Source organism: Mucilaginibacter koreensis, from assembly GCF_054783355.1.
This window is the reverse complement of the sequence record NZ_BAAGQS010000001.1, coordinates 2,295,353-2,310,468: the sequence shown is the minus strand read 5'-3', so window position 1 is coordinate 2,310,468 and position 15,116 is coordinate 2,295,353. Positions and strand designations below refer to the sequence as shown.

Annotated in this window: 8 protein-coding genes; all 8 read left to right on the top strand. The window is 45.5% G+C overall.

Annotated elements, in window-relative coordinates; translation table 11 throughout:
• The first annotated feature begins 18 nt into the window (after positions 1 to 18).
• The 8 genes from ACYVNW_RS10505 to sov all read left to right on the top strand — a co-directional run bounded on the left by ACYVNW_RS10505 (position 19) and on the right by sov (position 15,088).
• Positions 19 to 1,353: a murein hydrolase activator EnvC family protein gene (locus ACYVNW_RS10505; RefSeq protein WP_460679820.1), complete on the top strand. Its 1,335-nt coding sequence runs from the start codon at positions 19 to 21 to the stop codon at positions 1,351 to 1,353.
• A 72-nt stretch (positions 1,354 to 1,425) separates the two neighbouring features.
• Positions 1,426 to 1,776: a Sec-independent protein translocase subunit TatA/TatB gene (locus tag ACYVNW_RS10500; RefSeq protein WP_460679819.1), complete on the top strand. Its 351-nt coding sequence runs from the start codon at positions 1,426 to 1,428 to the stop codon at positions 1,774 to 1,776.
• 13 nt (positions 1,777 to 1,789) lie between these two features.
• Entirely contained in the window at positions 1,790 to 1,996 is a 207-nt protein-coding gene (locus ACYVNW_RS10495; protein WP_460679818.1) for a Sec-independent protein translocase subunit TatA/TatB, read from the top strand.
• Between the two features lie 92 nt (positions 1,997 to 2,088).
• Positions 2,089 to 3,528, top strand: a complete 1,440-nt coding sequence (gatA, locus tag ACYVNW_RS10490) for an Asp-tRNA(Asn)/Glu-tRNA(Gln) amidotransferase subunit GatA (protein ID WP_460679817.1) — start codon at positions 2,089 to 2,091, stop codon at positions 3,526 to 3,528.
• 53 nt (positions 3,529 to 3,581) lie between these two features.
• Positions 3,582 to 4,910, top strand: coding sequence for a lytic transglycosylase domain-containing protein (locus tag ACYVNW_RS10485; protein ID WP_460679816.1), 1,329 nt, complete (start codon positions 3,582 to 3,584; stop codon positions 4,908 to 4,910).
• A 171-nt stretch (positions 4,911 to 5,081) separates the two neighbouring features.
• Positions 5,082 to 7,355: an NADP-dependent malic enzyme gene (locus ACYVNW_RS10480; RefSeq protein WP_460679815.1), complete on the top strand. Its 2,274-nt coding sequence runs from the start codon at positions 5,082 to 5,084 to the stop codon at positions 7,353 to 7,355.
• A 64-nt stretch (positions 7,356 to 7,419) separates the two neighbouring features.
• Complete coding sequence (gene ruvA, locus ACYVNW_RS10475; RefSeq protein WP_460679814.1) at positions 7,420 to 8,001, top strand: Holliday junction branch migration protein RuvA; 582 nt, start codon at positions 7,420 to 7,422, stop codon at positions 7,999 to 8,001.
• Positions 8,002 to 8,029: 28 nt separating this feature from the next.
• Positions 8,030 to 15,088 (top strand): T9SS outer membrane translocon Sov/SprA, encoded by a 7,059-nt coding sequence (sov, locus tag ACYVNW_RS10470; protein ID WP_460679813.1) that lies wholly within the window; start codon positions 8,030 to 8,032, stop codon positions 15,086 to 15,088.
• Positions 15,089 to 15,116 lie beyond the last annotated feature (28 nt).

Here is a 15,116-nt window from a genome sequence, read left to right as displayed (position 1 = left end):
CAATACTTTTGAACCTGAATGAAGCGATTTAAACTATTATTACTGGCAGCTGGCTTGTTTGTGGCCTTTAACGCCCATGCGCAAAGCAGTGCCGAATTAAAGCGCAAGCGCGAAAGGCTCAACCAAGAACTGGAGCAGTTGAACGAAGAATACCGTCAAACGGCCAGTAATAAGAAGGCCACCCTTAAGCAGCTCAATATCTTGAAAGCGCAGATTACACTGCGTGAGGACAAGATTACCAATATCAACTCCGATATCCGGTTACTGGATAACCAGATATCGCAAAGCACCAATACTGTGCATACTTTACAGGAGCAGTTGGATGCCCTGAAAAAGGAATATGCGGCCATGATTGTGTTTGCCTATCACAATCAAAGCGCTTACAATAAGCTGATGTTCATTTTTGCTGCTAAAGATTTTAATCAGGCTTATAAACGTTTAAAATATTTACAGCAGTTCGGAACCTACCGTCAGCGCCAGGCTGAGTCTATTCAGGGTACCCAGAAAGATTTGCATGTCAAAATTAATCAGCTCGATCGTACTAAAAACGAAAAAAGTACACTGTTAAAAGATCAGCAACAGGAAAAAGAAACGTTGGGCAAGCAAGAGCTTACCCAAGCTGAGATTGCGGCCAACTTAAGCAAGCAGCAGGGATTATTGAAAAAACAGCAACGCGACAAGCGTACCCAAATTGCCCGCGCCAGTCGTGAAATTAACGCCGCCATTGCCCGCGAAATTGCTGAAGCCCGCCGTAAGGCCGAAGCTGAAGCCCGTGCCCGTGCCGCAGCATTAGCAGCTGCAGAAAAAGCAAAAGCCGAACGTGAAGCCCGCGAGGCAGCCGCTAACAACCGGCCCGCACCTGTAGCAAAAGCGCCAGCGCCTGCCAAGCCAACCAAATCTTTAAGTGATAGCGAGGTGTTAACCGCTACGCCGGAAGCCGCTAACCTGTCAAATAACTTTATGGGTAACCGTGGCCGCTTGCCTTGGCCGGTAGGTAATGGGGTTATTATTCAGGGATTTGGCGTGTATTATACTGATGGTATCAAAAACGAAAGTTTAGGTGTTGACATCCGTACCTCGGCTGGTGCAGCCGCACGTGCCGTATTTGAAGGCGAAGTAACTACAGTAGTAGACGTAAGCGGTGCCTACATGGTCATCATTCAACATGGTAAATATTTTACTACCTATAATGGATTACGTTCGGTAAGTGTAAGCAAGGGCCAGAAAGTAAGTACCCGTCAAACTATTGGTTCTGTGGCTACAGATCCTGCCTCGGGCGATGCCATCCTGCAATTCCAGTTGTATAATGTGCGCCAGCCGGTAAACCCTAAAGAATGGCTGGCACCACAATAAAATATTAATTTGAACGTTCCAAACTGTATACGCTATATTTGTTTATATATTTGTATTTATTAACTCAAAAGCATGTTAAGCTCTGTTCTTTTATTTTTAAACATCGGCACTCCCGAATTAATAGTAATACTGTTTGCAGCCTTGCTGCTGTTTGGGGGTAAAAAATTGCCGGAACTGGCAAGGGGCTTAGGAAAAGGCCTGCGCGATTTCAAAGATGCCTCTGAAGGCGTAAAGCGCGAAATACATAACCAGATTAATAGTTATGATGAGCCAAAACCATCAGAGCATATAAATACGTATACCAATAATACTGTTGAAGAACATACACCTGCCGTTACCGAGGTAACTGAAGTGCCGGAACATACACCGGTTGTAGTTGAAACTGCAACAGAAGAACCTGTAAAGAAAGATATTAATTCATAAAAAACTAAAAATCATGGGTGGATTAGGCGCACCAGAAATTATTCTGATCATCATTGCAATTTTAATTCTGTTCGGCGGACGCAAAATTCCTGAACTAATGAAAGGTTTGGGCCAGGGCGTTAAAGAATTTAAAGACGCATCAAACAGCGACCGTAAAGACGACGCTCGTACAACCAGCACTACCAATACCACAAATACGCATACTAACGTTAACCCGTAAGCAGCGCTAACTGGTATTTTAATTAAAGGATATTAACTTATCTGTTGATGAATTGCTTCATCAACAGATAAGTTTTTTTATTTTAGGCCCCTATGGCTAAATCATATTCTACATTAACCGATATCCGGGCTGATCTTAAAGCCAAGGCCATAACGGTTAAAGAACTGGTGGACACCTGTTTACTGCGCATTGAGCAATATGTGCATCTCAACGCTTTCAACGAGGTTTTTGCAGATGAGGCTTTACAAAAAGCAGCCGAACTTGACGAGAAAATAGCTGCGGGTCATCCAACCGGGCGCCTGGCCGGTATGGTCATCAGCCTGAAGGATAACATTTGCTATAAAGACCATAAAGTAAGTGCCTCTTCCAGGATTTTAGAAAATTTTACTTCCATTTATTCATCTACCATTGCCGAACGCTTGCTGGCAGAAGATGCCATTATTATTGGCCGCTGCAATTGCGATGAGTTTGCCATGGGGGCATCTAACGAAAGTTCCTATTTCGGCCCGGTAAAAAACATGACTGATGAAAACCGCGTAGCCGGTGGTTCATCGGGTGGTTCGGCTGTGGCGGTGCAGGCAGGCATGTGCCATGCGGCCATCGGTACTGATACCGGCGGCTCGGTAAGGCAACCAGCATCTTTTTGCGGTGTCATTGGCCTGAAACCTACTTATGGCAGCATTTCACGTTATGGTGTTATCGCTTACGCTTCCTCATTCGATCAGCCGGGCATTATTACCAATGATGTTGATGATGCCGCTTTGCTGCTGGAAGTTTTGGCAGGTGCCGATGAATATGATAGCACCCTCTCACAACGTACGGTTCCTGCTTATAGCGCTGACTTGACCGCAAACCCCAGAAAGAAAAAAATAGGTTATTTGAAAGAAGCATTGGATAGCGAAGGCACCGCCCGGGAAGTTAAACAGGCAATGTCTGCATATTTGGACGCCTTGCTTGAAGAAGGACACACTGTAGAACCGGTTACCTTTAAATACCTCGATTATATTGTACCGGCCTATTATATACTGGCCATGGCCGAAGCTTCGTCTAACCTGGCCCGGTATGATGGTGTGCACTATGGTTACCGCAGTTCGCAGGCTACCGATTTAATGAGCACTTACAAAAAATCCCGTTCCGAAGGTTTCGGTAAAGAGGTAAAGCGCCGTATTATGCTGGGTACATTTGTGCTGAGTGCTGGTTACTATGACGCCTACTACGCCAAGGCACAAAGAATCCGCCGTTTAATACGCGAGGAAACCGAACAATTACTGCAACAATATGATTTTTTAGTACTGCCTACAGCGCCCGAACCTGCATTTGAGTTTGGTATTGCAGAGAAGGATCCGGTAACTACCTACCTGGCAGATATTTATACAGTGCAGGCTTCTTTGGCCGGTGTGCCGGCAATTTCTTTACCTGCCGGAAACAACTCGGCAGGTTTACCGTTAGGTATTCAACTCATGGGTTCGCGTTTTGGCGAACAGCAACTGTTAAATTTTTCGAAATATTCTTTAAAATTGCTTCGAAGTTAATAAATTAGTAACCGGAAAGTGTAAAGTGTTGTATTGATTAAACCCCTTAGCGAATGAAGAGACTTTTTACCATGGCAGTGTGCCTTTTTGCGGCACTCTCAGGCAAAGCAGCTATTTCTAACCTACCTATAATCGCCAAGGGCGACTCTGATTTAATACTACAAAAGCCGGGCCAATTCAGCCTTTTCCCCATCCAAAACTTACATGTAGATTATGCACCCAAAACCAATGCTAACCTGCGTGCCACCGCTTACAGTTTTTCACCGGTTAAACGCCGGCTTGATTCTATTGCTAAAGATGTTCAGCTGGATTATAATGATTACGTACAAAATTATATTGACAGCTACACCTCTGTTAACCGCCGCGACGAAGTAAGCCAGATTTTAGGCCTATCCAAATATTATTTCCCGATTTACGAAAAGGCTTTTCGTGATGCCGGTATTCCTGAAGAACTTAAGTACTTATCTATTGTAGAGTCGGCATTAAATCCTAATGCGGTATCGCGTGTGGGCGCCACCGGACCATGGCAGTTTATGTTCAGTACCGCTAAAATTTATGGCTTGAACATGAATAATTATGTAGACGAGCGCCGCGACCCTATACAAGCCAGCTACGCCGCCGCAGCCTATATTAAAGATGCTTATCAAGAGTTTGGCGACTGGCTGCTGGCTATCGCCTCATACAATTGCGGTAAAGGTACTATTGCCCGCGCCGTGCAACAGGCCAATTCATTAGATTACTGGGATATCCGCCCATTCCTGCCGGCTGAAACCCGCGGTTATGTACCTGCTTACATCGCGGTAGCTTATATTATGAATTATTATAACCAGCACAATATCGCGCCACGCACATCAAGCCTGGCCGTGAATACTGATACGGTGCTGGTGAACAAGTTTATCTCGTTGCCTAACATTGCCCGCGTATTAAATATTGATTATAATCAATTGTGTTTACTGAACCCGGCCTATAAAAAGCACATCATTAATGGTACAGTGAAAGCGCCACGCCGCATGATATTACCGCAGTTAGGTAAAGAAAAGTTTACAGCTTTATACAATGCTTTGAACTCAGACGTAGCCAATGCACCTATTGAGCCGGTGTATGCCGAACTGAATGAAACCAATGTGAGCCCGGCGGTAGCTTATTCTGCTGCCATTGAGCCGCGGTTGCCATCTATCCATAAAATAAAAAAGGGCGAAACACTGAGTAGTATAGCCGATAAATACGGGGTTGAGGTAGATGACCTGATTCAGTGGAACCATTTGCGTAACCGCCAGGCTGTGCCGGGTCAAACGCTTAGAGTGGCTGCTGATACAGGCAATGCCTCAGCACAGGTTATTTACAAAACACAACCTAACAACACCGTAGCAGCGAAGCTTTAAAACCAATTATTGATTATATACCGTTGTCGTTTCGACTGTAAAAAGGGGAGTTTTCGGGTGATGGGCCATGTGGAAACTGCTTGAATTTTTATAGTTGAAACGGCAAACCTGATTTATATTTCATGTTCGCCTGAAAAGAATTGTACTTTTGGGGGCTTGAATTATTGAGAGATGAAAAAAACCAATCGTAAACTGGATGCCTTAAACTATCATGCCAAGGGCCGCCCGGGCAAGATACAGGTGGTACCCACCAAACCTACCAACTCACAGCGCGACTTAACCATGGCCTATTCGCCTGGTGTAGCCGAGCCATGTTTGCGCATAGCCGATAACGTTGATGATGTATATAAATACACAGCTAAAGGTAACCTGGTAGCCGTAATCAGCAATGGTACGGCTGTGTTGGGCTTAGGCAACATTGGTCCCGAAGCCAGTAAGCCGGTAATGGAAGGTAAAGGCCTGCTGTTTAAAATTTACGCTGATATTGATGTGTTCGACCTGGAGTTGAATGCTAAAACCGTAGATGAGTTTGTAACGATTGTTAAAGCGCTGGAACCAACTTTTGGCGGCGTAAACCTCGAAGATATTTCGGCTCCTACATGTTTTGAAATTGAGCGCAGGCTAAAGGAAGAAATGAACATTCCGGTAATGCACGATGACCAGCATGGTACCGCCATTATTTCAGGAGCTGCCCTGCTTAATGCCTGCGAAATTCAGGGTAAAGATGTAAAAGATATTAAACTGGTAGTAAACGGAGCAGGCGCTGCTGCTGTTTCCTGTACCAAAATATACTTGTCATTAGGTGTACGTAAAGAAAACCTGGTGATGTTCGATGTGAACGGCGTACTGGATGAAAGCCGTACGGATCTGGACGATATTCGCAAAGCCTTCGTCACCAGTCGTACCGATATACACAGCCTGGCTGATGCCATGAAAGGCGCTGATGTATTTATTGGCCTATCGGCAGGTAATTTGGTGAATGCCGAAATGCTGCAAAGCATGGCACCTAATCCTATTGTGTTTGCCATGGCTAATCCCGAGCCTGAAGTATCTTATGAAATTGGTATTGCTGCCCGCGAAGATATTATCATGGCCACCGGCCGCTCTGATTATCCTAACCAGGTAAACAACGTACTGGGTTTCCCTTACATTTTTAGGGGCGCATTGGATGTTAGAGCAACCGCCATTAACGAAGAAATGAAGCTGGCCGCTGCCGAAGCAATTGCCGAACTGGCCAAAAAGCCGGTACCGGAAGCGGTGAACCTGGCTTATGACACCCGTAACCTGCGCTTTGGCCGCGATTATATCATTCCTAAACCGATGGACCCGCGTTTGATCACCGAGGTATCAGTAGCGGTAGCCAAAGCGGCTATTGCATCCGGTGTGGCACGTAAAGAAATTACGGATTGGGATGCATACAGTGAAGAATTGCGTAACCGTACCACGAGTGATGATAAATTACTGCGGGGCCTGTCATTAAAAGCCAAGCAGAACCCTAAACGGGTAGTATTTGCTGAGGCTGATAACTATAAAATTCTGCGTGCCGCCCAGATTGTAAAAGACGAAGGTATTGCTACCCCTATTTTATTAGGCAATGTTCAAAAAATCCAGCAAATCATTCATGATAATGAACTGGATTTAGGCAATGTAGAAATTATTGACCCGCGTGAGGGTACCTGCGAATCAGAAAAGTACGCTGAGTTCCTGTTCAATAAGCGCCAGCGCCGTGGCGTAACTTTGTACGAGGCCAAAAAAATGCTGCGCGACCGTAATTATTACGGCTCCTCAATGGTACAGTTTGGTGATGCCGATGCCCTGATTTCGGGTTTAACCAAAAATTATGCAAGTACTATCAAACCGGCATTGCAGGTAATTGGTACTGAGCCTGGTGTACCTAAATTAGCAGGTATGTATATGATGCTGACCAAAAAGGGCCCATTGTTTTTTGGTGATACTACGATTAATGTAAACCCAACTGCCAAAGACCTGGTAGACATTACCGTATTAATTGAACGTACTGTTCAGCGCCTAAATGTTAGTCCGAGGGTAGCATTACTATCTTACTCCAATTTTGGCTCAAATGAAGGGGAAGTGCCGGAAAAAATGCGAGAAGCCGTGCGGATATTGCATGATCAACATCCTGAAATGATAGTGGATGGTGAAATGCAGGCCAACTTTGCCATGAACCGCGATTTGCTGGCTGATAATTTTCCGTTTTCTACTTTGAACGGTAAACCGGCTAATACCTTAATTTTCCCAACGCTGGATGCAGGTAATATTGCCTATAAGCTGTTGCAGGAAGTAGGTGGCGCCGAGGCGGTAGGCCCGATTTTATTAGGCTTGAACAAACCAGTGCACGTATTGCAATTAGGCAGTTCAGTACGCGAGATTGTAAACATGGTGACCATAGCGGTAGTAGACGCGCAAGAAAAAGAAGGCATTTAGGTATAACCCAAACGCTAAATTTATCGTATACAAAAATTAATTTAACAGATACTATAATACTAACATGTACGCCTATATTGATGGTAAATTAGCCTTTAAGAGCCCCGCTTATGTCATAATTGATGTGGGAGGGGTTGGTTATCAGATCAATATATCGGTAAATACGTATGCAAAGCTGGGCGATGCCGAGCGTTGCCGCTTGTATACCTGGCTGCATGTGAAAGAGGATGCCCATACCCTGTACGGGTTTGTTGACGAAGGCGAGAAGAGATTATTTGTGCATTTAATTTCAGTGTCAGGTATTGGCCCTAATACGGCCCGTATGATGCTGTCATCTATTTCGCCCGAAGAAATTCAGGCCGCCATCGTTCAAGGTAATGTATCCGTTATACAACGTATAAAGGGTATCGGTCCCAAATCAGCGCAACGCCTTATTCTGGAACTCCAGGATAAATTGCGCAAAGATGGGCCTGATTCCCTGATTTCCGCTCCGTCCATTCAAACAGCTAAGGATGAAGCCCTGTCGGCATTGGTAATGCTGGGCTTTGTGCGTAATGCTGCCGAGAAAGTACTGGATCAGGAAATCAAAAAGCAGCCCGATCAGACGGTTGAACAACTGATAAAGGCAGCACTGAAAAGTTTATAACTATTGATTGATTTTTTACGCGTAGCGCTTGGGTAACAACTTTACTTCAAAGTTATTAGTGGGCACCTTATGTTTTTTCGCATTTTGCGGAATACACAACGCTATTGCCCAAAAAAGCCGCCCTGTTAACCGCAATAATGATACGGCAACAGTAAGCATTCCGCTCAAAAGTACGGGCTCGCGCAACAATCAACTCCGCAAAGGTATTTTAGATCCTGATCCGCCTAACTTGGTGCGTACCATCCAGTACGATGCCATTACCAACCGCTATATTTTAACCGAAAAGGTGGGCAACCTGTTATACCGCCCCACACGTTATCTTACGTTTGATGAGTATTTGCAGCTCACTTCGAGGCAAAATCAACGTACATACTATCAGCAGCTTTCTGATAATTATAACTACCAGTCGCAACAGCCGGGCTTTATTCCGCAAATAAAAGTACGCAGCCGCACGTTTGAGCAAATTTTTGGTAGTCCAACAATTGATATCCGGCCACAAGGTTCGGCGCAAATGATACTGGCCGGGCAGGTGAATACCAACCAGAACCCGCTATTCAATTCCAGGCAGCGCACACAGTTCAATTTTAATTTCGATCAGCGCATTCAAATGAACCTCACCGGTACTATTGGTGATAAACTGCGGATTGCCACTAACTATAATACCGATGCTCAGTTTCAGTTTGAAAACCAAATCAAGCTGGACTATACTGGCCATGCCGACGAAATTATACAAAAGATAGAGGCCGGTACAGTAAGCTTGCCGCTGCCCACCACTTTAATTCAGGGCAGCCAGTCGCTGTTCGGGGTAAAGGCCAAGCTCAAATTTGGCAAACTGGATGTCAATACCATCTTTTCGCAACAGCGTTCACAAGCCAAAACCATTACCATTACCAATGGTGCACAACAAGGTGAGTTCAGGCTAAGTCCGTCGGATTACGAAGCAAACCGGCATTATTTCTTATCGCAGTACTTTCGCAATAATTACAACAAGGCGCTGGCGAATATCCCTATTATCAGCTCAAACATCACCATCACCAAAATAGAGGTATGGACCACCAACCGTACTAACGTAACCACCAACTCGCGTGACATTCTGGGTTTTACCGATTTGGGAGAGAACGTACCTTACAACCGTACTTTAATTACAGGTGGGGGTTCGGCACTGCCCGCAGGGTTTAACGGGCCGGGTTTTGCACAGCAGTCTAACTCCTTATTAAGCCGGTTACCGGCAGGGGCACGCCAAACCAATTCTAATGATGTGGTGGCTTTCTTCCAGTCTACCGGCGGAACGGATAATTATGCCCGTTTAACTTACGCCCGTAAGCTGAGCGAGAAGGAATTTGTTTTAAATCCACAATTGGGTTACATCTCATTGAACAACCCGCTTAATAACGATGAAGTGCTGGCCGTAGCGTACCGTTACACCTACAATGGGGTAGAGTATCAAGTGGGTGAGTTTTCGACCGACCGTCCGGTAGACCCGAACACACCGCAGGTGTTGTACACCAAGTTGTTGAAGAACGAAATACTAAAAACCAGCCTGCCCACCTGGGATTTGATGATGAAAAACATCTATTCGCTCGGTGCTTATCAGGTAAGCCCGGTGAATTTCAGGCTAACCGTATCGCGTTTGGACGATAAATCCGGTATTGAGAAGCCCATTATGGACGAAGGGCAGAACACCACCAGCAAACTATGGTTGCAACTTACCGGCTTGGATAACCTGAACCAGCAAAATAACAAACAGCCGGATGGTTATTTCGATTTTCTGGAAGGCATCACTATTGATTCGCAGAACGGGCGCATTATGTTCCCTACTATAGAGCCTTTCGGCGCTGATCTATCTGCGAAATTTACCAATACAGAGCAAGCACTACGTGACCGGTATGTATACCAGCCCTTGTACGACTCTTTGAAAACCATAGCACAGCAGTTATTCCCGAGGTTGAACCGCTACGTTATAAAAGGTACTTACTCATCGCAATCCGGTTCGGAGTTTCAATTGAATGCGGTAAACATCCCGCAAGGCTCGGTGGTTGTAAATGCCGGAACGCTGAGGCTGACTGAAGGAACAGATTATACAGTAGATTATAACATTGGGCGTATCCACATTCTCAACACGGCCATTTTATCCTCCGGGCAGCCCATTACGGTAAATATTGAGAACAATGAGTTGTTCGGCGTACAGCAAAAATCATTATACGGTGCACGGTTTGATTACCGGATGAATAATAAACTGAACCTCGGGGCTACGGTAATGCACCTGTCTGAACTGCCGCTTACTCAAAAAGAGCAGATAGGCGATGAGTCTATTTCTAATACCATTGCCGGGTTTGATGTGAATTACAACTCCAATTCCCGCCTGCTTACCCGCTTGGTAGATAAGATTCCGTTTATTGATACCAAAGCACCTTCAACCGTAAGTTTTGCGGGTGAGTTTGCCAAGTTGTTTCCGGGCAACCCGAGTGCGCTTAATTTTGCCGGTTCTAAAAAAGGTACCTCTTATCTGGATGATTTTGAAAGTAGCCAGTCTATTATTGACTTAAAATCTGCCATTAACTGGCAAATCTCATCAACACCGCAATTGTTCCCGGAGTCGCAGTTGTTTAATGATTTGAGCTATGGGTATAATCGTGCCCGTTTAGCTTTTTACAACATTGACCCTATATTTTATACCAACTCAAGTTCGCTATTGTCTAACTCCCGCATAGAGTTATCCAACCACTATGTAAGGCAGGTACTGGAGAACGAGGTATTCCCTTACAAACAATCGGTAACCGGGCAGCCGCTTATTCTGCCTACGCTGGATTTGGCGTTTTACCCTAACATCCGCGGACAGTATAACTATACCACTACTGGCGTAAACGCTGACGGTACGCTGCAAAACCCACGCTCACGCTGGGGAGGTATTTTCCGTAAACTGGAGACTAATGATTTTGAATCGCTCAACGTGCAATATGTAGAGTTCTGGATGATGGATCCTTTCATCTATAAGCCCAATTCACAAGGTGGTGACTTGTATTTGAACCTGGGCAGCCTCTCCGAAGATATATTGAAAGACGGCCGTAAAGGTTTGGAGAACGGGTTGCCGGTAGATGGCGATTTAACCAAAGTAGATGAAACCAACTGGGGCCGTGTACCCAAACTGCAACCCGTTATTAATGCCTTTGATACCAACCCTGATGCCCGCCGCCTGCAGGATATTGGTTTGGATGGGTTGAGCAGTACCGACGAACAAAAGAAGTTTAATACCTTTTTACAACAAATTAAAGGTACAGTAAATGCCGCAACCGCAGCCGCTATTATTGCCGACCCTTCATCAGACGACTACCAGTACTACCAGGGCCCGGCGCTCGATCAGGCACGCGCAGGCATCTTGCAGCGTTATAGTCGTTACAATGGTACTGAAGGTAACTCCAAAACGGCCGAGCAATCTCGCGCCGAACTGGGTTTAACCACTTCGGCATCCACCTCATTGCCCGATGGTGAAGATATCAACCGGGATAACAACATGAGCCAAACGGATGAGTACTTCCAGTACAAAGTATCTGTGCGGCCTCAGGATTTGGTAGTAGGCCAGAACTTCATCAATGATAAAGTAACCGCCCAGGTAAAGCTGCCCGATGGTACCACCCAAAGCGTCAACTGGTACCAGTTCCGCATTCCTATTGATAGCTATACATCTAAAACCGGCAATATTCAGGATTTTAAAGCGATCCGCTTCGTCCGTATGTTCATGACCAATTTTGCCGATACTGCTATTCTGCGTATGGCCACCATGCAGTTGGTACGCGGCGAGTGGCGCAATTATAATATTGAGAATAATCCTGCTAAGGTTATTGCCGACCCGGCCATTATTAACCCGCCGGTAGACAGGTCAAATCTGGACATTGGTACCATTAATATTGAAGCTAACGGTAACCGCAGCCCTATACCTTATGTAGTGCCACCCGGCATTACCCGCCAGCGCGATTATAATAACCTGCGCACCGATACCCGCCTGAACGAACAATCGTTGCAGTTAACAGTCACCAACCTGCGCGATGGTTATTCGCGTACGGCTTATAAGACCTTTTATAACGATTTGCGCTTTTACAAGCACCTGCAAATGTTTGTACACGCCGAGGGCGCACAACTGCGTACCAATGATATGAACGCCTTTATCCGTTTGGGTGTTGATTATCAGGATAACTTCTATGAATACGAGATTCCTTTGCAGGTAACCCCATCGGGCACTACCGACCCCGACCTGATTTGGCCCAACGCTAATAATATCGATATCCAGTTGGATGTACTTACCCAGGCTAAAGTAAAGCGTAATAATGCCCGCCTGAACGGGCAGCCCTGGCCTCTGAATATACCTTATACTGTAACCATTGGCACCAGCAGGGTAACCATTAAAGGCCAACCCGATTTAAGCCGCCTGCGCACCATTATGCTGGGTGTACGTAACCCATACTCAGGTAATGAAAGCCGAACAGACGATGGTGCCGATAAATCGGCTATTGTTTGGTTCAACGAACTGCGTTTAACCGACTTTAACCAGCGTGGCGGCTATGCAGCCACCGCACGTTTAAATACACAACTGGCCGATTTTGCCAATATTAGTGTAGCCGGTAGCCAGACCACGCCAGGTTTTGGCACGCTGCAGCAAACTATGGAAGAGCGCACTTTGGATAATACCCGCACCATTGATGTAGCGGCCAGCGCCGAGCTGGGTAAATTCTTTCCGGCTAAAAGCGGTGTGCATATCCCGGTGTACATGAACGTGTCTACCCTGAGCAGCACCCCGCTGTATGATCCGGCCTCGCCCGATGTGGAGCTGAAGCAAAGCCTCAACGGTGCTGCTAACGGCCAGCAGCGCGATTCAATTAAAAATGCTGCAGAGAATTTTACCAAGCGTAAGAGCATTAACTTTACCAATGTACATATCTCTAAAACCAATCCGGCGGCAGTGAATCACTTGTGGGATGTAGAGAACTTCAATGCGACCTATGCTTATACCGAATACCAGCACCGGGATTTTATTACGCTGAGCGATTTGCAAAAAACGTATCACGTAAGCTTAGCTTATAATTATAATAATGCACCCAAATATTACAGTCCGCTCAGCAAGATCATCAAAAGCAATACCCTGGCTTTGCTGCGCGATGTGAATTTTAGCTTGCTGCCTTCGAGGTTAAATTTCCAGATTAACTTTGATCGTTTCTATTCGGAGAATACGCTGCGTGATAATGATCCGAATAACTTTATTCCGATCCCAACCACATTTAACAAAAATTTCAACATTACTAGGGTGTACGGTATTGGCTGGAATTTATCGAAATCTCTGCAAATGGATATTGATGCCACCAACCTGTCAGTAGTTGATGAGCCGGCCGGCCGGGTGAACGGTTTGAAAAAAGATACCCTGTGGAATAACTTGTTGAAACTGGGCCGTACCACCAATTATAATCATACTTTAAACTTTACCTACAATACACCAATCAATAAAATACCCGGCCTGAGCTGGACTACTTTAACCGCACGTTATACCACCCAGTTTACCTGGATAACCCAGCCGCTGTTTGCCATTAATGATCCTACCTATAACGTAGGCAACAGCATCCAAAACGGGCGTACTATACAGCTGAATCCTAACCTCAACTTTAGTAACCTGTACCGTATGCTGCGCTTAACACCAAACGGGCAAAGCAACCCTAACGCGGTAAACAACAGTTCACAAAGCCGTTCGGGTTTGCGTTACCTAGTTGATTTGTTAACCAGTATTAAAAGCATCACCGGTACCTATACACGTACCGAAAGCACTTTTCTGCCGGGGTACCTGCCACAAAGCAACCTTGCCGGGCAGGACTTAAATTACAATGCACCCGGCATAGGCTTCTTACTGGGTAGTCAAGCCGATATTCGGTACAAAGCCGCCGCTAACGGTTGGTTAAGTACCGATACTTTACAAAACCTGTTATATCATACCTCGCTGAATGAAGATATTCATTTGCGAAGCATCATTGAGCCGATACGCGATCTGCATATCGAGCTGTTGGCTTTCCGTACCCAAAACCGGGAGTTTAACACCAATTTTAAATACAATTCAGTTACCGGCGCTTTTCAGAGCCAAAGCCCTATTACCTCTGGTAATTACAGTATATCTTTCTTAACCATAGGTACTGCATTTACTAAAGAAAGCGGCATTAACAATCAATCAGGCACCTTCCAGAAAATGCTGGCCAACCGGGTAATCATTTCTCAGCGATTGGGCCAGCAAAATCCAAACTCTGCAGGTGCTAACGGCGGTTATGCCGACGGCTACAGCGCTAATCAGCAGGACGTGTTGAACACTGCCTTCCTGGCTGCTTATACCGGTAAAAATGCGGCTTCAGCCAGCTTGAATAGTTTCCCGCGCATTCCGGTACCTAACTGGGATATCCGCTATAATGGCCTGAGCCGTTTGCCTTTCTTCAATACCCTTTTTGATGGCCTGGAGTTAACGCATGGTTACCGCTCGGCTTATACCGTAAATAGCTATAACACGCTAATCCGTTATCAGGAAGCAAACGGTAAAGTGGTAACGCGCGATGTGAACAACGACTTTCTGCCTTTTTATCAATTTACGCAGGTAACCATATTTGAGCAATTTGTACCGTTGTTGGGCGCCAATATGCGCTTTAAGAATGGTATGACGGTTACATCCGAATACCGCAAAAGCCGTACACTGAGTTTAAGTTTGTTGAACAGTCAGCTGGCGCAGCAAACCGAAAACATTGGGGTATTTGGCTTTGGTTACCACACCCGCAATATTCGCATTCCATTCCTGCGCTCGCGCGGAACTGATAATGATGTTACCTTTAAAGTGGATTTGGCGCTGCGCGATAATAAAATATTAATTTACCGTGCCGATGTGGAAACAGCAGAAGTATCATCAGGTGCCAAAAATATTACTGTCCGGCCTTCTATTGATTATATCATCAGCCAGCGGTTCAATGTCAACCTGTTCTATGACTCCAATATCACCCGGCCATATACTTCACAAAACTTCAACACGGCTTACACCAATTTTGGGGTGAATTTGAAGTTATTGTTCCAGTAGTAGAGTTCAAAAATGCAAATCAACTGTC

Bases quoted from the DNA above. Each gene is read 5' to 3' on its own strand.
- ACYVNW_RS10505 (WP_460679820.1), top strand. From the start codon at position 19: ATGAAGCGATTTAAACTATTATTACTGGCAGCTGGCTTGTTTGTGGCC.
- ACYVNW_RS10500 (WP_460679819.1), top strand. From the start codon at position 1,426: ATGTTAAGCTCTGTTCTTTTATTTTTAAACATCGGCACTCCCGAATTA.
- gatA (WP_460679817.1), top strand. From the start codon at position 2,089: ATGGCTAAATCATATTCTACATTAACCGATATCCGGGCTGATCTTAAA.
- ACYVNW_RS10480 (WP_460679815.1), top strand. From the start codon at position 5,082: ATGAAAAAAACCAATCGTAAACTGGATGCCTTAAACTATCATGCCAAG.
- ruvA (WP_460679814.1), top strand. From the start codon at position 7,420: ATGTACGCCTATATTGATGGTAAATTAGCCTTTAAGAGCCCCGCTTAT.
- ACYVNW_RS10485 (WP_460679816.1), top strand. From the start codon at position 3,582: ATGAAGAGACTTTTTACCATGGCAGTGTGCCTTTTTGCGGCACTCTCA.
- ACYVNW_RS10495 (WP_460679818.1), top strand. From the start codon at position 1,790: ATGGGTGGATTAGGCGCACCAGAAATTATTCTGATCATCATTGCAATT.